Source organism: Ochrobactrum sp. WV_118_8 (genome assembly GCF_039631535.1).
Taxonomy (GTDB): domain Bacteria; phylum Pseudomonadota; class Alphaproteobacteria; order Rhizobiales; family Rhizobiaceae; genus Brucella; species Brucella anthropi.
This window is the reverse complement of record NZ_JBDIUZ010000002.1, coordinates 1,815,204-1,830,321: the sequence shown is the minus strand read 5'-3', so window position 1 is coordinate 1,830,321 and position 15,118 is coordinate 1,815,204. Positions and strand designations below refer to the sequence as shown.

The following is a 15,118-nucleotide window of genomic DNA, read 5'->3' as shown; positions in this document are numbered from 1 at the left end:
GACAGCAGCAGAGAGATTTGAGGGGCTTAGCCCCTCAGTTCGGGGAACTTCGAAGCGATAGCGGCTGCGCGCTCTTCCTTCGATCCGCCGAAATTACCGCGTTGCGGAGCATTACCACCGCCACCTGCGCCCGGTTGTTTACCGCTGCCCGACTGGCCGGAACCTTCAAAGGCGCGTCCGAACGCGTCAGATTCCTTCATTTCGGCAACCAGACCAGAGATATCCATCGGCGTACCCTTGGAATCCGCGATCTTTGCGTTGCCGTCCTTGTCGATCACTTCGACCGTAAACTTGCCGTCGACTTCCTTGACGCGGGTGTGAGCCCGTACGTGAGGAAGGAGCAGTTCCACCGAGCCCTTGGCTTCAGCCAGCGCAGAGGTTGCAGCGGCGTCAATGAGCAGACCCTCAACCGTCTTGGTCAGATGCCCGATACGCTCATCACGGCTCGTAAGCTCGCCGGTGTGCTTCTCCAGAAGCTGGGCCTTGGCAGCCTCGAACTTCGTATTCGCGATCTTGTCGGCTTCCTTGGCAGGGTCGATGCTGGTCAGTTCTTCCAGCTTGGCCAGAGCCTCGCGAGCCTTGTCTGGGTCAAGGTCCTTGAACTTGATCACATCGCGCTCAAGACGTTCGCGTGTCGTGCGTTCCTTGCCGAGTGCAGTCTTGAGACCATTCACGTCTTCCAGTGCGAAGCCGTCGACACCCTCCACATCAAGAATGAACTTGCCGTCCTTCTCGACATAGAAAGCCGAGATTGCTTCATCGATACCATCAAGCGATGCCAGAATTGCTTTGAGAGCCATGTTTATCCATCCCGGATAGTTGTGCGCGTCCCGCGCATTGAAAAAGGCCCGGAAGGATCACCCTGCCGAGCCGTGTGAAGTCAGATTGTCGTTGAGCTATTCCGCCCGTTCTTTCACCGGGGGAGTGACGGCAGCGGTCAGATCATCCTCAGTGTCGTCAGCGGGGAGTTCATCCATGATCCGCTTTTCCTCTTCGTCCGCGTCGAACTCGGGCGAAAGGATGCTTCTGCGCTTCATTTCCTGCCAGAGCGTCTGTGTGCTGAGCTTGCCGCGCTCGTTCATGGTCAGAAGCGTGTCAGGCGCCTTGTCCTCGCCGAGTTCGATTGCGAAGTCAGTATTCACGTAAACGGTCGGCTCGAGCTTCACCTTCAGCCACATCGATGTGAATACGTATGCCCGCTCCAGACAATCCTTGAGCATGAAAGCCCAAGCCTGTACGGCGCTGGCTGACTTCTGGGAAGCGAAGGCGGCTGCAACCTGCGTAATTCCGCTTGTGCCCGCTGTCAGTGGCTGACGGCCAAGCTCGCGCATCTGTGTCTCGGTCTTATCCACCTCCTCAGAGAGAAACTTGAGAGACGATGCCGAAGGTTCGATAAACTGCCACTGCCCGCTTTTCGTGCCATCCGGCGTCGGAGGCGCATAGAGAACGACCGATGGGCCAATCGGCGCCATGATCGGCTTGCCATTCTCATCTACCGGCGGCGTCACACCATTGCCCGCCAGCATCGGAAAGGCGGTCAGTTCCTTCGCAGACTTGAGATTGGTTTCCTGCTGATAATGTTCGACCTGCAATTCAGCGACGTTTCGCATCGGTGGGCGAATGCGCCATGTCGAGCCTTCGCGTCTGCCGGTGAAGAACGGCACCAATGCAATCACACCAATCGAGATCGGCCCTTCCGCGATCAGCGTCCAACCCGCATTGTTCGTTGTGGCCTTCTCCCAGATTTCATATCGGGCAGGACCATACTGACCACCTTCAAGTTCATCCCGGAGCAGGATGCGAACACGATCGATGCGCTGTTCCGTACCGGTTCTGTCTCGCTGGGTGACGGGCTCGTAAATCTTGGCGTAGGTGAACTGTTCCTTGCCGTTGATGACCTTGCTTTCGACCCAGAGCATGTCGGTAGCGGGTATATTCACCCAGTACGGCCGCGCACCCATCCGCTTCTCATCGGCAAGCGTGGCACCTTCCGGCACTGTCGGATAGTCGACCAGTATCCAGTCAATGGCGTTGTGAATCCCGTTGAAGAACACTGTGTCGGCGAAGACGTGCAGATGATTGCCGCCACCGTCGATATCCTCGGTCACAACCTTGATCGCTTCCGGCACGGTATCGTTGGCGAGCGTCACTTCCTTCGAAAACGGCTTGGACGCCAAGTTCTCCACGATATCCGAATAGATGTCAGTGAACTTCGAGTTCGCCAGACGATAGTCGTAGTTCGGGTCACTCTCATTGGGAAACTGCGGAAGATAGGATTTACCAGCTTTCCGCATGGCGTCGACGCCACCGCGGATCGCCGCAACCTTCGTCCAGTAGCCGAGCATCGCCTTATAATCGGCTGATGTAGCGAGAAAATCTGTATCAGCCATTTATCCGTCCATAGGTTCCGAAGACAGCTTTCGGCATCTCAGCACCAAGCATCAGTTCAGTGATTGCCCATACAAGGGCGTCGGCACGGTCAGGCGATCCATCACCCACGTAACCGGAGGCAGTGAAGTTGCACATCTGGTCTTCAAGATCGGGGAAAATGCGCACGTGATGCACTTTGCCTTGCTCGTACAAGGCGCTGATCGGCTCGGCTCGAACGGCTTTGCCACGACTGGCAACAACTTCCTTGAAGGCAGCCTTCTTATCGGCGGTCGCCACCGTGAAGCGCACCATGTCGCCGCCGTAGTTCCGCTCACCGACAATCCGGTCAGCCTCGAAACGGTGATAGAGGTCGACTGCCCGCCTGCCCCATCCTTCCGGCGACAATTGGCAAGTGCCGTCCTCGAGAATGTATGCGTGACCATCTACCCCACGACCTGCGACAACAATGCCGATGTCGTCGCCACCGTCATCACCCCGCGTACCCGAGGGGTCGACAGCAACCACAATTCGAACAAGTTCCGGGGCCTGCTTCACGCGCAGGCTGTCTATACCCGGCATGATTTTGCCGTCGGCAGCCATGCGGTCATCCAGCGCCCACAAGGCGCCGTTGACTTCACTTGCCCATTCACCCGCTTCAAAACGAAGCCGCTTTGCTGCCGACATCGAGGCCAGCACGTCGAAATACTCCGCCGGCAGGTTATCGGCATTATCGGATGGGTTTACCTTCATCTCGACGTAGTCGTCGGGATTGGGAAGCGCCTCTTTCGTGCCAGGCTTCATCTTCGACCGGAATAGCTGAAAGCTCCAATGCAGTTTTGACGGCGGGTTACAGTCGAAATAGGCCTTAAGCGCCAGATACTGCCGTCCGGTGGCTTTCGCTATTTGAGCGGCGAGCACACACTTCTGGGCCAGGCGGGACATTGCGGTTTCCACCGATGCCCACGGAATCTGACTGCTTTCATTGAAATAGAGGGTTGCGTATTCCTGCCCGAGAATCTTCTCAACGCGCTCCTTGTCGTCCAACCCCGCAATCCAGACCTGAGAACCGTTCGGTAACTCGACATAGAAGTCAGTCTTGTCAAACCGCACGCGCAGCGATGGAAAGCACAGTTTCATAACCTTTGGCAGCGTATCGGACCAAACCGAGGTCTTGGCATGGTTGAACCGGAAACGGAAAATGACATGCCGAGAGCCTGGCGCATTGATTGCCCGCTGAATGATGGCTCGGACAAGTACGAAGGTCTTTCCCGACCGGGATCCGCCGCGCAGCATGATGTTGCGCGCAGGACCAGCCAAAAGGCGGTTAGCCTGTCGTTGTTTCTCCGTAAGTTGAATTGAAGCCATGTCTCACAGTTCAGCGTCCTCTTGCGACACAGTCAGAGATATCTCACCGGAGTGCTCGTGCTTCTCGATGAACATCCCGAGGTGTTTACCAATGTCGACAAGCGCCGCCTTCTTATCATGCAGCTTCAACTTGATCCCGCCGGTAGAATTCTGGCTGATCTCTGCAATTGCTGCCGCCGTGTCGTCGTCAATCTCGTCGCTCGAAACGAGCTGCACGTTGTTCGTGACCACGTTCTTGATGACCAGCACGTCGCCGCCACCGGGATTGTCTTCCTCGGTTACGAGCGATCCTTGCCATTTGATGGCTTTACGGATGTCCGAGAACCCGATCTTGGCGAGTTCTGCGAGCACTCGCTCTTTGGTGATCGCAAGCTTGTCGATGGCCTTTTCAGTGGCCTTGCGCTCTACCGTTTGCTCCCACTCGAGAAGCTCATTCACCCGTTTTGAAATGCTTTGTTTCTGCTTTAACGTCGCTGCATTCCCTCGGTTCGGTTTAAACCCCGCAATCCTGTATGCTTCATCCGCAGTCTTTCCCTTTGCGAGCTCTTGTGCAAACGCTTCGTGACGGGCATTTTTCAGAACAGGCATGGGATAACCTTGGGGAATACAATGAAAGTTACAGCAAATGGATACGGTCGCAACGTCGTCGGCTCACATACTCTTACCGAGGCCGATTTAAGTCAGTCCGCATTCTTTCCAACCGATGATGGCGTCGAGATTTATGTTTCTCGTTCGAAGAAGCTCGCTCTCAGTGGTCACTTCCGGCTGCATATTTTCCTCTCCACTAGGGAATTACGTGAGGCTATGCATTCGGCAACAGTCCGGAGACTTGAGAAGCGGATAGAAGAGCTGGAAACTAAGTTGTCGAACACATAGTTCGGTGCATTTCCGATCTCCATGTTAAGCGACAAACCGCTCTTGTTTCGGCGTGAGACTCACGGTTCAATTCCTGATGGGTTTAGACGGAGGCGATTGAATGGCTGACTATTGGCCGAATATAATTACTGGTCTTTCAGGGCTTATCGGAACCTTAGTTGGAGCTGGCTCCACGCTAATTGGCCAGAGGATTATCCGGCGAGACGCCAACAAGGAAGAAGTGGCAGGTCTTAAGAACGCTCTTGCAGCAGAGATAGAGGCCTACATCCATATGGTGCGCCTCAGAGACCAAATTCCGTTGGCTCAGCAATTAATCGAGGCAAATCGCGCGGCACTAAACCACGGACATTTCACTTCTTCATCATCAGTACTTCCAAAGGGATGGCTAACTTCTTTTGAAAAGAACAGCGAAGCGTTCCCCGTCTTCCGAAATAATGTCGATAAAATTGGCAAGTTAGGATCAGTTTGTGGCGGTATTGTTCGATTTTATAGTCAATCAGCTGCGATACGACTTACGTTGATTGCCACGGACGAAGGAAAGTTCGACAAGTGCGGCCCTGCTGAGGTTATTGATATTGTCCAATCAGAAATCGACCTATGGAACGAAACTGAAGCCCTCGGCGAGACGTTAATAAAGCAGTTGCGTTCAAAATAGACTCCTCTTTAGCACTCATATTCAGATATTCCCGTTGCTCGCGGTAGGTCTCCCCTCGGCAATCTGGCGTTGGCGGCGGGCCGCTTCAGGGACGCCGTTTGGCTTAAATGTGCGTCCACCGAGACGAATACGCTTGCCTGACGATCGATGCCGGTAAGGAAATCTCCAGGAGCGGAGAAACCATTGCTCCGCCAAAGAATCCACAAACAGACGACTTCAGCGCCGCCGCCATGACACTGAACCCAAAGCGCATATCGTTCTCCACATTTTTTGGTGATAGAGATCAAGCCATCCGAACCCAATGGAGAAAACACATGGCTAAGATCGGTCGTTCCGGCTTCAACAAAATACTAGGCGCGGGCTATACCGTACTCAACCAAGACCCTCTGGTCGGGATTCTCACACTCAAGACCGATACAGGTACAATCGAACTGGCAATGATCAAACCTGTCGCCGAAGCCTTGATGGGTGAACTGATCGATTTCCTGCAGGAAGGCAAAGGCGACGACGCTCCGAGCTTTGCTGTCGAACGAAGTCAATGAAAAACCCCGCTCAATGACGAGGCTAAACCTGTGCTTTGTGCGGAAACTATTTGGGCGCTAATAGAACTGTCGGTTCAACAATCGACGGTTCAAAGCAATGAACGCTCTCAGCTATTCCGACACAATCGCCACATTAATGCTTCTGCTCATGCTTGCCGATTTCTATCGGCGCTGTTGACCAGAACGGGCCGGACGCTACCCCGGCCTCAAGTAGCTTGAATTAATTCGGTCAGTTGTTAAATCACGGGAATATTTAACCACTTATTTGATTTTGCATCCATCTTATAATACATCAGTATTCCAGCCGGCAGCTGAGAGCTCACAACGTTTGCTATATTGCGCGCGATTAGCTTCTCATCACGTGGAATAATTGAAAGTAACGCATTGCCAACGTCACTGAGAAGATTGGTTGGAAGATAAGGTTTATTGTCATCCTTAGATAGGATTTTACTATTGGTGTAATCAACAACAGCATCTTTTGGATATGCTATTGCGAAATCTCCTAATCTTAGAAACCACACTGTGGTTCCGTCAACCAAAGGCGCCTCGGTAAAGTATCTTACCTGGCTTTCGCCAACGTCTGTGATCAGACCGGCAGTGAAGAGATTAACCCTTTCAGTATAGGCTAAATCTCGTGCAATGGGCCTAAACATCGCTCCTTGTATGCAAAACTTTGATATGTCTTCAAATAGTGCTGCGATGCTAGGCTCTAATTCGTCAATTGCTCTTAATACTTTTCGGCTAAAAGTGCCTGGCTTGCGAATTTCTCCCGATAAAATTTTACCCCAACGCTCTCGCAATTCCTCAGTGGAAGCGCCCTTAGCATACTCCTCGAAGCGTCCCAGAAAATCTTCACTCAACTCCTCAGGACCTGCGCTCATTGTATCTTCACTCATTGGATCGCTGCGCAAATCCTGAAGAGCGTTCACAACAACCGCTTCTTTATTCTCTTGTTCTCGCAATATGCCTTTGTAATGTGTTTCAAAGGCTCGCTTAGCAAAGTCGTGATCAGTATGCATTTCTTGTATCCCGAACTCAGCCGCCTTACGAATAATAGCAACTTCGCCTTGCGTTTTTTCTCGACGCTTTTCCGTAAGCGCTTCAATTTGTGCGCTAAAAAAGTCAGCTGAACTGCCGACTAACCGATCAATTCCAGATAAAGCTCTACTTTTGGCGGATGCCTTAACGCTGTTATCAACTACCTCTGCCGATACAGAAATCTCATTTGAAAGATGATCTTCTTTTTCCATAACTCACCCCAATGGCCCGTAAAGCATTAGGCTTCTGTGAGTCTGGTCACTTGGTCAATAAAACTTGCGATCTAAATTCTGCGCTAGTCGGACCCTTTCAGGAGAGCTGGCTCGGGAAATTTGAACAGGGGGATAAGTGGAATTTCTGCCTGAGTTCGGCTTAGATGCCGGGAACAGGAGATACCATGACGAGACGACCGCGCCGGAACCATAGCCCGGCTTTCAAGGCAAAAGTGGCGCTCGCCGCCATTCGAGGCGAGCAGACGCTGGTGGAACTGTCCCAACAGTTTGACGTGCACGCCAACCAGATCAAGCAATGGAAAGACCAGCTCCTTGAGGGGGCGACAGGCGTTTTCGGCGATGAAGCGAAGGCGGAGCCGACGGGGCCAACTGTCGATGTCAAAACGCTGCACGCCAAGATCGGGGAGCTGACGCTGGAGAATGATTTTTTAGCCGGAGCGCTCGGCAAGGCGGGATTGCTGAGCGGAAAGAAATGATCGACCGCGAGCACAAGCTGTCCGTCGTGTGTCAGGCGAAGCTTCTCGGCTTCAGCCGTGGCAGTGTCTATTATTCGCCGCGTCCGGTGTCTGACGGCGATCTGGCTCTGATGCGCCAGATCGACGAGTTGCATCTCGAATACCCGTTTGCCGGAAGCCGGATGTTGCAAGGGCTCTTGAGGGGAGAAGGGTTACAAACCGGTCGACTGCACGTCGCCACGCTGATGAAGAAGATGGGCATCGAGGCGATCTACCGTCGCCCGAACACGTCGAAACCGGCACCTGGGCACAAAATCTATCCCTACCTCCTGCGCAAGCTGGCGGTTACCAGACCCAATCAGGTCTGGGCGATGGACCTGACCTATGTTCCGATGGCTCGCGGATTTGTCTATCTCTGCGCCGTTGTGGACTGGTTCAGCCGGAAGGTTCTGTCGTGGCGACTGTCGATCACGATGGAGGCAGCCTTCTGCATCGAAGCAGTCGAGGAAGCGCTGGCCCGTTATGGCAGACCCGACATATTCAATACCGACCAGGGCTCGCAGTTCACCTCGATGGACTTCACGACGGTGCTGAAGAAGGCGGAAATCGCCATCTCGATGGATGGCAAGGGTGCGTGGCGGGACAACGTCTTCGTCGAGCGGCTCTGGCGTTCGATCAAATACGAGGAAGTCTACCTCCACGCCTATAAAACAGTGTCCGAGGCCCGCGCTGGCATCGGCCGCTATCTGACCTTTTACAATAGCCGACGCCCACATTCATCCCTTGACCGGCAGACACCGGATCAGGCCTACTTCAACGCGCTGACGCCAATGATGGCGGCGGCATAATCGAGGCGGAAATCCACTTAGCGAAACGCCCGAAACTGTTCAGACAAACCGAGCCACCTCTCAGGCGAGGCTCTCACAACGTCTTTACGCCACCCTTAACCGACTACGGCTATCTTCGCTGGCCGTCAGCTACTTGCGAGGATAGGCGTTTAATACGCTCGATGTGTAAAACGCCTTCGCATTCCATGGAGGCCCTACACTTCGTTCATAAACCAATGCCTGTGCATCCGAGTTAAGAAGGCGCCATCAATTGGATAGCCCGATGCGTCACCAATCACTGAGTCAATGCTGCAATGGGGACAAAGGGCCGTGTCATCGTCATCAACCCATTCTGTGATTGCACCCGGTTCGAATATTTCCAGACAGTAGAAGCACCCGCACTTCCCGCTGGCCTCTATCTCAGGTCGGTGATGGATGGAACGCTTATGAGCTTCGATAATATCCACTATCGCAACAACCTTGCCGTCAATTTCCCTTATAAAGCGCCCCTAAAGCCGCCTATTGGTGCCCATCCGCTATGCAGAGGGTCCCATTCCCTTAGCCTAAATGCCTGCCAAGAATAATTGTGATACCTGCAACCAACACGATTACCGCCAGGTGTACGAACTTGAACAAGGTTGGCATTGGTAGTTTGAGGCAAACATATGCCATAGGCGCACAGATCAGCAATGTGAAGGCCGCTAAAAATGCGGTGAACATCGGCTCGCCTAAAACAACAAAGCGGCCCGAAGGCCGCTGAATTCTTATCAGGACGCGATTTTGCACCCTGAAACTATGCGCAGATTATTCTGCTTCGCCCGATGTGACAAGACACTTATGCGACTTTCTTACGAGTTTGTGTGAAAAAATGTCGATGAAGTGCATTACAAGCGAGACGAATATCCCCTATCATGTGAGGTAAGTATTGGTCGTTCTCAAGCATGAACTGCACGGCAGCGAATAGGTTCGAGTTTCGTGCCTCAAGCTGAGCCTCTTCAATGGCCCTCCGCGCATCGCTATAGGCTTGTTTTGCCCGAACAACCCATTTCTCGTAATCGTCTGGTTCAGATGTTCCGACGGTGCCTGTTTGGTCGTAATGCGCAGCCGGAGAGCATTCGGCCTTGCGCCGGTCATTCAGCACTTCACGATAGCGCTCGGCGGCGTCGTACTGGCTTGTGCTGATGCCTTCCGATTTGTCGCGCTTGTACGCCATGTGAAGCCTACCGAGATTGTCGCTTGCCAGATCCGAAAGCGCTTCCGATGCTGTCATGCCGAATATCCTCATCCTCGCAAGCTGGGCCATTTTTGCTGGCGGCTCCTTTGCTCTGCTAATCTGGCCAGAAGGCGTACGCAGAGCTCCTTCCTTCTTCGGCCGTCCGCGTTTCGCCTTGATCTTCGCCGCTTTGGTTTTCGCCATGTCTGTTCCTCGTTGACGTGGGTTATGCTGCTATCTCGATACCGAGAATTTCGTTTCGCGCCTGATGCAGGAGTTTTTCAACTTCGGCCTCCGTCTTGTTCATTATCTGGGCAATCTCGACCGTATCCATTCCCTTGCGGAACAGCCGGTGCGCCTGAGAACGGCGGGAGTTTCCCGTCAAGAACTTCTTCTGCGCCTGCAATCTCCTGATGAGAGACGGTGCATAGCCGTGATATTTGCCCATGGGGTGCTCTGCTGCATCGTGCATCATGCTGCGACCTTGCGGATAGCATCCGCTCCAGTTAAATCAGTCAAAACACGGGGGATTGGGGAATGAACACTATTAAGTGGTTTTATGCGGCCTGCGCGGCCTACGTGTTCGCGATATACACACTGACACAAACTTGGCCAGTTAGCCTTCTTATTCATTTTGTAAGTTACATGAGCCAACAAGAAGAAGTTTGGTGGCGCGAGTGGATCGGGGCGCTGAGCGGATGGGCAGGCGCTATTGGCGCCTTGGTTGCTGCTGGTTGGACTATATCCCACCTGAGAAAGCAGATTTCCGATCAGAGGCGACAAACTGACTTTATTCTGGGCAACACCGATCCAAGTTTCGAGCTCTCCATTGATTCCGCGATCAGTGCTGGCATTTTGGTTCAAAACTTTAATCGCAGGCGTGTGGAGATTGTTTCGGTTACAAATCTCACACCATTTCAAGTAAAAATGTACTGGGACACCAATAAAGATATCGGTTATTTCAAACCGGGCGAGACGCGAACCGATTTTCCTGACCGACAGTTTGTTGACGGAAATATTCGACCAGATCACGCTCCGCCGTGCAAATTGATAAAGTTCAATGTAAAAGGTCCCCATCCTGAATCTGGGACATATAAATGGCAATTTGAATTCAAAGTTAAGTTTCGTAGTGAGCGTGGAACAACTCGAACTTACACTGTCGTGGACCACTTTCGAGTCTGATATCATCATGCTGCCCTCCCTACTTGCTTGAATGATCCGCTTGGCGCTGACTTGAGATTGTCGATGTTGAATTTGTGGCCGTTGGCTTCTGCCGCCGCCTTTAACCGAGCCATGCAGGCTTCCGGGCTAACGTCATACTGATCACGCTTGGCGTCATCCTTCGCGCCTTCTGCCTGCATCTGGGCTTTGATCTGCTGCCATTTGGCTGATGCGCGCTGGCGGCTTTCTGGCGTCCACGTGGATTGCGAGTGCTCACGCTGGCGTTTTTCTTCGCGCTGCTCCTTGAGGATTTCAGCTTCGCGGCGGTCGCGGGCTTCTGCTTCTCGGATCGGTCGCATGACCTCATCGCATTGCAGGCGCATCTCTGGCGGAGATGGCATGAAGCCGTGTCCAAGGGATCCGCGCAGGATGTTATCGACGGCCAGTTCCAGCCCGTGCTTCGTCACGCCGTCCAGAGCCTTCATGTAGGCCATTTTCTCGGCGTCAGGATTACCCAAGGCGCGAGTAGGCAAGACGGACAGACCCGCCATCGCTGCGGCTATATCCGTCGCCGTGGCTAAGGTCCAAAACTGATCCTTCTTCGCTAACTGGTTCATGGCTCTGTCCGCTGTGTTTGTTGAATTCGTCTATCCACATCTGTTGCCGTGGATTGGCGCGTGATGATTGCTTCGGAGGGGGAGCGGCACGCTTCGGAACCGTCTCATCCAGCCAGCATTGGCCGTTGAGCCACGTCGAAGCGTGTTTGGTGAATTCCGGGCTTTCGCCTTGGCGGTCATCCGCGTATCGACGGACGCCAGCGAGGATCGTTTCAAGCTCGGCCTGCTTTCGAGCCGAACGAAACGCCTTGAGCGCTTGCCCCTTGCCGACACGACGCGGATAGATCGGCCAGAACTGTTGCTCGAACTCGCTGTCGAAATCCGGTTTGATCGATACATCTGAACGAAGTGAAGATGTTATATCTGTATCTGTATCTGTATGGTTGAACGTCTGTTGAACGTCTGTTGAATTCGACCGTTGTTTTTGTTGCCTTTTTTCGGCACTTGCTTTCCCGGCCTTGGAATTATTTTTCAACTTGTTCGCACGACTTGAAATTTCAGCTTCAGCACGATGGTTCGTTATCATGCCATCGATAAGCTGAAGCTTGCCAAGCTCGATAAGCTTTTCGACTGTCTTGACGAACGTGTTCTCACGCATTCCGCAATAGGTGGATAGGCGCATGACGTGGAATTCAACGGGGCCGTTTTCTTCATAGATGCGGCAGAGCATCATCGTGTAAACGCCGACTTCCTGCGCCGACAGGCCACGCACGCCGTGCATAAAGTCGGAGGGGTAGAAATCGAAATAAGGGATACGGTCGCGGCTCATGCTGCTTGCGCCTCCTCGGCGCTCTGCAGGATAACGACGCATTCCTCTTTCAAACCGGCGTCCCACGTCATTGTGAGGCGTTCGCAGAGGCTGTCGTTCTTGATGACCTTGTAGTGCTGGAGAACGTCCAGAAGCGCTTTCATGCGGTTGTCGAGGTCCATGCGCTTATGCGGACGCTTCAAGGCAACCTGAATGCTGAATGGGCCTTCGATGAAGCCGTTCTTCCCATTGAGGAAATAGCCGCAGTCGCTGCGCCACTTCGCATATTCCGGCGAAAGGCGGCGCGCCTTGCCCCATCCAACGTAAATATCCCAGACAGAAGGTGGGAATGGGAGCGCAAGCTTGATCATGCCGCCTCACCTTCTGCCTTGCGGCGGTCAATCTCGCTTTCGATCAGTTTGACGACCTGCAAACGATGCTGACGAATACGCTCATGCTGCGCGATCCACATATCTGGACGCGGCGGCTTGGACGTGCGGCCTTTGCGAAGCAGGTCATCCATCGACCGCACTTCGCCTATGGCGATATCGTGCATCTGGCGCAGGGAGAGCATCAGGGCCTCACGCTATCCGATAGGTTTGCGAGCCACCCGGAAACAAATCGTCTCCAGTTGCTGCTACAAAGCCATTTTCGATCAGCCATTTCCCCGAGGCAGGCCCCACAGATTTGCCGTCTGGCAATGTGAAATAAACGAAACCGCCGCCCTTTATGGCTTCTTCCGTCTGCGATACCTCGTGAGCAAGGGTTGCCCCCCCATAGAGACGGCCAAGAGCTGGCTTCACGTAATGCGGTATTTTCTGGGTTTCCATTACATCCTCCATACGAGATAGAGGCCGATCAAAAAGATCAGCAGGATTGTCAGAAGGGTGGCGAGAGTGGCCGCGGGTAAAGGGTTCATTTCTCACCCTTCTCTATTCGTGTCGGGAATGTCTTTTCGTCCTTCTCCCGTTGAACCAGTCTCAACCAGTACTGGCGCAATTTCCGCCACGCTGCTTGCATAAGGCGTTCCAGCCAGAGCATCCGCGATGCCAAGAAGTTTCGAATTGCGCGCATGGGCTAGTTCCCTCTCAGCCGCATAGGCTCTTTCTGATGCTTCAAGCGCCGCTTTGTAGGCGCGAGCGATGGCCGCATATGCGGAAACAGGCATATCTTTGATTGATCGATAGCGGAGGCGATGCATCCAAGAAGCCGGAGCGCCATACATGCGCTCAGCCCGGTGCATGGCAGCGTCAACGGTATCACCCGGCCCCCGGTAGGTACTTTGAAGGATGAAATCACTCATCCCTCTCGCGCTGCTGACAAACTCGACACTCATTTTGTCAGATCCTTCAAAACCTTTGTCGGACATTGCAAAGCTCTCCAGCTACGTTTCAGGACAACAGCAGCCGACTGAAACGAAACGAGAGCAGGAGTAGAGGTTTGGAGCACATCGGGCATGCCGCATGGCGCGTTTTGCAGAACGCACGAAAAGCAGCAATTGCCCGAGGAAATGTCGAAGAAGCGGGAGAGCGTGATCCTGCCTTGTTCAAGGTTGCGACGGGTAGTTACCCGGACACGCGCCAGAGCGCCGCTTCTCCTACCGTGGGAGAACGCTCTGGACTTGAAAGAACGCGCAAAAAGCGCCCCACGGGTTCGTGAATTGGAGATTGAGCGAGGCTTGTTCCTCATCGCCGCCCCTCGCTCGAAAAGGGAGCCTCACCGCGCTTATTGAAGGCGGTGAGGCTTTCTTCGTCAGTGTGGGAGGAGTTCACCAACGAATGAAAATTCCGCAATGCGTGTGCATGCGTGCGACCGCTCGCGCTCCTGCCGGTCTTACGGCAAGAGGCGATGAATGTTCCATCATGGGTTGGGAAAACGGTCGCGGTCATGGCTTACGACATCCCCAAAGCGTCCATGTAAAGCTGAAGCATCGCTTCTTCTTCCTGACGCTCATGGTCTTCCTTGCGGCGGAGACGGACGATTTCGCGGACAATCTTCTTATCGAAGCCGCTGCCATCTGCTTCCGCGTAAACTTCCTTGATATCGTCGCCGATGGTTCTTTTTTCTTCTTCGAGGCGTTCAATTCGTTCAATGAAGGCCCGAAGCTGGCCAACGGCAATCGTCTGCGCTTCCGATGTGATATCGTCGCTCATTATACGGTTCCTGATAGGGTTGGTGGTTGGTCGGTTGTTTTCGCCTCTTTGCGCGGGCGGGAAGCCTGTACGTTGGGCTTTGCGCGCTCGGCACGGATGTATGCGCGAACTTCCATCTCCGTTTCAGGCCAAACTCTCCCGCCAGAACGAAGCCTTTCGACAAGGCGACCGTTCTTGATCGCTTTCATCCCAAATCGGAAAGCGCCGGTTCCTGTTTCAGCCATGAAGGCTTCAATTTCTTCGAGAAGTTTCGTGCTCATAACCGACATATACACGCTATCGCGTGCATGATCAATACACGCAACAACGTGTGCACGCTTTTCCGTGTACGTGATAAAAAATTGCTATGGAAGAGAACTGGAAAAGCCGCCTTTTGAAGGCTGTCGATGAAGACCCACGATCAGATCGCGCCATTAGTTTGGCGACGGGTCTTGGCGTCAACACGGTCAACGAACTGCGAAATACTGATAAGTCGCCCAGCATCGAAAAAGTTATGAAGCTGAGCGAAGAGCTAGGCGTAAGCTTGGCTTATCTCTTCTGGGGCGCAGAAGATGACAAAGCCCCTATCCGTGGTGAACACGAAATCAGAGCTATGTTAGGTCGTGTGCAAGGGCTGAAGCCAGACGACATAGGGCTACTTTTGGGTATGATCCTGAACACCATCAAGGCGAATGCTTACGAACGAGAACATAGCCGTACTGATGATCAATCTGAGACTGCCAATCCCCACCGTGAACCAACTCCATAAGATCGGATAGTCGCTGGCTGATCTTTTCAATTTCCCTTGCCGCATTTAACTCGTTGCAGGAAAGAGCTTGTTCGAGCATTTCATCCACGGCTGATTTCTTTAGAATTTTACCGCCTG

At 53.3% G+C, this 15,118-nt stretch carries 20 protein-coding genes; 6 read left to right on the top strand and 14 right to left on the bottom strand.

The annotated features are described in order from the left end of the window. Window positions 1–26: 26 nt before the first annotated feature. The 4 genes from ABDF71_RS22815 to ABDF71_RS22800 form a co-directional block, all read right to left on the bottom strand. The gene (locus ABDF71_RS22815; protein WP_209419045.1) at window positions 27–800 is read right to left on the bottom strand and encodes a hypothetical protein; all 774 of its coding nucleotides are present in this window, start codon (window positions 798–800) and stop codon (window positions 27–29) included. Window positions 801–896: 96 nt separating this feature from the next. Continuing rightward, window positions 897–2,390 carry a DUF4055 domain-containing protein gene (locus tag ABDF71_RS22810; protein WP_258124108.1) on the bottom strand — a complete coding sequence of 498 codons (1,494 nt, stop codon included), beginning with the start codon at window positions 2,388–2,390 and terminating at the stop codon, window positions 897–899. Next, window positions 2,383–3,735, bottom strand: coding sequence for a phage terminase large subunit (locus tag ABDF71_RS22805; RefSeq protein ID WP_258124107.1), 1,353 nt, complete (start codon window positions 3,733–3,735; stop codon window positions 2,383–2,385). The genes ABDF71_RS22810 and ABDF71_RS22805 overlap by 8 nt, the downstream gene beginning before the upstream one ends. A 3-nt stretch (window positions 3,736–3,738) precedes the next feature. Further along, a complete protein-coding gene (locus ABDF71_RS22800; RefSeq protein WP_258124106.1) occupies window positions 3,739–4,323 on the bottom strand; it encodes a terminase small subunit in 585 nt (194 codons plus the stop codon). A 21-nt stretch (window positions 4,324–4,344) separates the two neighbouring features. On the opposite strand from ABDF71_RS22800, the gene ABDF71_RS22795 reads away from it, so the two are divergent. From ABDF71_RS22795 to ABDF71_RS22785, 3 genes are all read left to right on the top strand, one after another. Beyond that, window positions 4,345–4,611, top strand: a complete 267-nt coding sequence (locus ABDF71_RS22795) for a hypothetical protein (protein ID WP_258124105.1) — start codon at window positions 4,345–4,347, stop codon at window positions 4,609–4,611. A 100-nt stretch (window positions 4,612–4,711) separates the two neighbouring features. Next, the gene (locus ABDF71_RS22790) at window positions 4,712–5,266 is read left to right on the top strand and encodes a hypothetical protein (RefSeq protein ID WP_258124104.1); all 555 of its coding nucleotides are present in this window, start codon (window positions 4,712–4,714) and stop codon (window positions 5,264–5,266) included. Between the two features lie 314 nt (window positions 5,267–5,580). After that, entirely contained in the window at window positions 5,581–5,808 is a 228-nt protein-coding gene (locus ABDF71_RS22785) for a hypothetical protein (RefSeq protein WP_258124102.1), read from the top strand. 236 nt (window positions 5,809–6,044) lie between these two features. Here ABDF71_RS22785 and ABDF71_RS22780 read toward each other — a convergent pair whose 3' ends face one another. Further along, complete coding sequence (locus tag ABDF71_RS22780; protein WP_258124101.1) at window positions 6,045–7,058, bottom strand: DUF2806 domain-containing protein; 1,014 nt, start codon at window positions 7,056–7,058, stop codon at window positions 6,045–6,047. A 185-nt stretch (window positions 7,059–7,243) separates the two neighbouring features. Between ABDF71_RS22780 and ABDF71_RS22775 the strand changes: the two genes are divergently transcribed. Beyond that, window positions 7,244–8,382, top strand: a protein-coding gene (locus ABDF71_RS22775) for an IS3 family transposase (protein ID WP_500061812.1) whose coding sequence is annotated in 2 segments (ribosomal slippage) — window positions 7,244–7,511 and window positions 7,511–8,382 — 1,140 coding nt in all. Because the reading frame shifts where the segments join, the coding sequence is not laid out codon by codon here. An 814-nt stretch (window positions 8,383–9,196) separates the two neighbouring features. Here the strand turns inward: ABDF71_RS22775 and ABDF71_RS22770 are convergent. Continuing rightward, on the bottom strand, window positions 9,197–9,778 hold the full coding sequence (locus ABDF71_RS22770) for a hypothetical protein (RefSeq protein WP_258124773.1): 582 nt from the start codon (window positions 9,776–9,778) through the stop codon (window positions 9,197–9,199). A 22-nt stretch (window positions 9,779–9,800) separates the two neighbouring features. Continuing rightward, on the bottom strand, window positions 9,801–10,049 hold the full coding sequence (locus tag ABDF71_RS22765) for a hypothetical protein (protein ID WP_258124774.1): 249 nt from the start codon (window positions 10,047–10,049) through the stop codon (window positions 9,801–9,803). Window positions 10,050–10,111: 62 nt separating this feature from the next. On the opposite strand from ABDF71_RS22765, the gene ABDF71_RS22760 reads away from it, so the two are divergent. Next, window positions 10,112–10,756 carry a hypothetical protein gene (locus ABDF71_RS22760; RefSeq protein WP_258124775.1) on the top strand — a complete coding sequence of 215 codons (645 nt, stop codon included), beginning with the start codon at window positions 10,112–10,114 and terminating at the stop codon, window positions 10,754–10,756. 5 nt (window positions 10,757–10,761) lie between these two features. On the opposite strand, the gene ABDF71_RS22755 is transcribed toward ABDF71_RS22760, so the two are convergent. From ABDF71_RS22755 to ABDF71_RS22725, 7 genes are all read right to left on the bottom strand, one after another. Further along, a complete protein-coding gene (locus tag ABDF71_RS22755; protein ID WP_258124776.1) occupies window positions 10,762–11,286 on the bottom strand; it encodes an oxysterol-binding protein in 525 nt (174 codons plus the stop codon). Then, a complete protein-coding gene (locus ABDF71_RS22750) occupies window positions 11,246–12,121 on the bottom strand; it encodes a DUF1376 domain-containing protein (protein WP_258124777.1) in 876 nt (291 codons plus the stop codon). The genes ABDF71_RS22755 and ABDF71_RS22750 overlap by 41 nt, the downstream gene beginning before the upstream one ends. Further along, the gene (locus ABDF71_RS22745; protein WP_258124779.1) at window positions 12,118–12,471 is read right to left on the bottom strand and encodes a RusA family crossover junction endodeoxyribonuclease; all 354 of its coding nucleotides are present in this window, start codon (window positions 12,469–12,471) and stop codon (window positions 12,118–12,120) included. Before ABDF71_RS22745 ends, ABDF71_RS22750 begins: the two co-directional genes overlap by 4 nt. Next, a complete protein-coding gene (locus tag ABDF71_RS22740; RefSeq protein ID WP_258124780.1) occupies window positions 12,468–12,674 on the bottom strand; it encodes a hypothetical protein in 207 nt (68 codons plus the stop codon). Before ABDF71_RS22740 ends, ABDF71_RS22745 begins: the two co-directional genes overlap by 4 nt. A gap of 7 nt (window positions 12,675–12,681) precedes the next feature. Next, window positions 12,682–12,930, bottom strand: coding sequence for a hypothetical protein (locus ABDF71_RS22735; RefSeq protein WP_258124781.1), 249 nt, complete (start codon window positions 12,928–12,930; stop codon window positions 12,682–12,684). A 92-nt stretch (window positions 12,931–13,022) separates the two neighbouring features. Beyond that, window positions 13,023–13,469: a hypothetical protein gene (locus ABDF71_RS22730; RefSeq protein ID WP_258124782.1), complete on the bottom strand. Its 447-nt coding sequence runs from the start codon at window positions 13,467–13,469 to the stop codon at window positions 13,023–13,025. Window positions 13,470–13,992: 523 nt separating this feature from the next. Continuing rightward, window positions 13,993–14,253: a DUF2312 domain-containing protein gene (locus ABDF71_RS22725; protein ID WP_258124784.1), complete on the bottom strand. Its 261-nt coding sequence runs from the start codon at window positions 14,251–14,253 to the stop codon at window positions 13,993–13,995. A gap of 346 nt (window positions 14,254–14,599) precedes the next feature. On the opposite strand from ABDF71_RS22725, the gene ABDF71_RS22720 reads away from it, so the two are divergent. After that, window positions 14,600–15,001, top strand: coding sequence for a helix-turn-helix domain-containing protein (locus ABDF71_RS22720; RefSeq protein WP_258124785.1), 402 nt, complete (start codon window positions 14,600–14,602; stop codon window positions 14,999–15,001). Window positions 15,002–15,118: the final 117 nt, after the last annotated feature.

What these genes read in the sequence shown, in the direction of transcription:
- ABDF71_RS22780 (WP_258124101.1), bottom strand. Translation starts at nt 7,058, where the DNA reads ATGGAAAAAGAAGATCATCTTTCAAATGAGATTTCTGTATCGGCAGAG.
- ABDF71_RS22805 (WP_258124107.1), bottom strand. Translation starts at nt 3,735, where the DNA reads ATGGCTTCAATTCAACTTACGGAGAAACAACGACAGGCTAACCGCCTT.
- ABDF71_RS22755 (WP_258124776.1), bottom strand. Translation starts at nt 11,286, where the DNA reads ATGGCGGGTCTGTCCGTCTTGCCTACTCGCGCCTTGGGTAATCCTGAC.
- ABDF71_RS22720 (WP_258124785.1), top strand. Translation starts at nt 14,600, where the DNA reads ATGGAAGAGAACTGGAAAAGCCGCCTTTTGAAGGCTGTCGATGAAGAC.
- ABDF71_RS22765 (WP_258124774.1), bottom strand. Translation starts at nt 10,049, where the DNA reads ATGATGCACGATGCAGCAGAGCACCCCATGGGCAAATATCACGGCTAT.
- ABDF71_RS22770 (WP_258124773.1), bottom strand. Translation starts at nt 9,778, where the DNA reads ATGGCGAAAACCAAAGCGGCGAAGATCAAGGCGAAACGCGGACGGCCG.
- ABDF71_RS22790 (WP_258124104.1), top strand. Translation starts at nt 4,712, where the DNA reads ATGGCTGACTATTGGCCGAATATAATTACTGGTCTTTCAGGGCTTATC.
- ABDF71_RS22735 (WP_258124781.1), bottom strand. Translation starts at nt 12,930, where the DNA reads ATGGAAACCCAGAAAATACCGCATTACGTGAAGCCAGCTCTTGGCCGT.
- ABDF71_RS22810 (WP_258124108.1), bottom strand. Translation starts at nt 2,390, where the DNA reads ATGGCTGATACAGATTTTCTCGCTACATCAGCCGATTATAAGGCGATG.
- ABDF71_RS22795 (WP_258124105.1), top strand. Translation starts at nt 4,345, where the DNA reads ATGAAAGTTACAGCAAATGGATACGGTCGCAACGTCGTCGGCTCACAT.
- ABDF71_RS22815 (WP_209419045.1), bottom strand. Translation starts at nt 800, where the DNA reads ATGGCTCTCAAAGCAATTCTGGCATCGCTTGATGGTATCGATGAAGCA.
- ABDF71_RS22725 (WP_258124784.1), bottom strand. Translation starts at nt 14,253, where the DNA reads ATGAGCGACGATATCACATCGGAAGCGCAGACGATTGCCGTTGGCCAG.
- ABDF71_RS22750 (WP_258124777.1), bottom strand. Translation starts at nt 12,121, where the DNA reads ATGAGCCGCGACCGTATCCCTTATTTCGATTTCTACCCCTCCGACTTT.
- ABDF71_RS22785 (WP_258124102.1), top strand. Translation starts at nt 5,581, where the DNA reads ATGGCTAAGATCGGTCGTTCCGGCTTCAACAAAATACTAGGCGCGGGC.
- ABDF71_RS22800 (WP_258124106.1), bottom strand. Translation starts at nt 4,323, where the DNA reads ATGCCTGTTCTGAAAAATGCCCGTCACGAAGCGTTTGCACAAGAGCTC.
- ABDF71_RS22745 (WP_258124779.1), bottom strand. Translation starts at nt 12,471, where the DNA reads ATGATCAAGCTTGCGCTCCCATTCCCACCTTCTGTCTGGGATATTTAC.
- ABDF71_RS22760 (WP_258124775.1), top strand. Translation starts at nt 10,112, where the DNA reads ATGAACACTATTAAGTGGTTTTATGCGGCCTGCGCGGCCTACGTGTTC.
- ABDF71_RS22740 (WP_258124780.1), bottom strand. Translation starts at nt 12,674, where the DNA reads ATGCTCTCCCTGCGCCAGATGCACGATATCGCCATAGGCGAAGTGCGG.
- ABDF71_RS22730 (WP_258124782.1), bottom strand. Translation starts at nt 13,469, where the DNA reads ATGTCCGACAAAGGTTTTGAAGGATCTGACAAAATGAGTGTCGAGTTT.